Annotated in this window: 1 protein-coding gene; it reads right to left on the bottom strand. The window is 74.0% G+C overall.

Annotated features, from left to right (window positions below):
* Positions 1–908, bottom strand: a 908-nt coding sequence (locus ACFFNX_RS51360; protein ID WP_378213806.1) for an AMP-binding protein, incomplete at both ends; no start/stop codon positions are given.

Below are 908 nucleotides of genomic sequence, written 5' to 3'. Positions count from 1 at the left end.
CCGTACGGGTCGGCGACGAACCGTTCGGCGGTCAGGCCGGGCCGGCCGAGGTAGCCGCGCGCGAGCTGCGGGCCGCCAACGTATACCTCGCCGACCACCCCGGCCGGCACCGGCACCAGCGACGGGCCCAGCACGTACGTGCGCAGCCCTGGCAGCGGCCGGCCGATCCGGCTCGGAGCGGCCTCCCCGGTGTCGGCTGCGGTGAGCTCCAGGTGCGTGACGTGCACGGTGGTCTCGGTGATCCCGTACATGTTGACCAGCACGGGGCTGCGTTCGCCGTGGCGCCGGTACCAGGAGCGCAGCAGGGGCAGGTCCAGCGTCTCCCCGCCGAAGACCACCGTGCGCAGCGCCAGCCGACGCGGCTCGCGGGAGTCCTGGTCGATCAGCTGGGCGAACGCGGACGGGGTCTGGCTGAGCACGGTGACCGATTCCTCGGCCAGCAGCGCGTGGAACTCGGCCGGCGAGCGGGTGACCTCCTTGCTCACCACCACCAGCGTCGCCCCGTGGCACAGCGCCCCGAACAGCTCCCACACCGAGAAGTCGAACGCCGGTGAGTGGAACATCGTCCACACGTCGTCCGGGCCGAACCCGAACAGCGGCCGGGTGCCCCGCAGCAGCGCGACGGCCGCGGCGTGGGGTACCGCGACGCCCTTCGGCCGGCCGGTGGAACCCGAGGTGTAGATGACATAGGCGGCGTGTCCAGGGCGCAGCGGGGCGCGCCGCTCCTCCTCGCGCAGCGGCCCCTCGCTCTCCGGCGAGGCGCCGTTGCCCGGCTCGTCCAGCAGGAGGACCGGCAGCCCGTACGGGACGGGCAGCGCGGCCGCGGTCGCCCGGTCGGCCAGCAGCAGCACCGGCCGGGCGTCGCCGAGAACGTACTCGATCCACTCGGCCGGGTAATCCGGGTCGAT

The organism is Actinoallomurus acaciae, assembly GCF_042429965.1.
Classification (GTDB): domain Bacteria; phylum Actinomycetota; class Actinomycetes; order Streptosporangiales; family Streptosporangiaceae; genus Actinoallomurus; species Actinoallomurus acaciae.
This window is presented reverse-complemented; position numbering and strand designations above follow the sequence as displayed.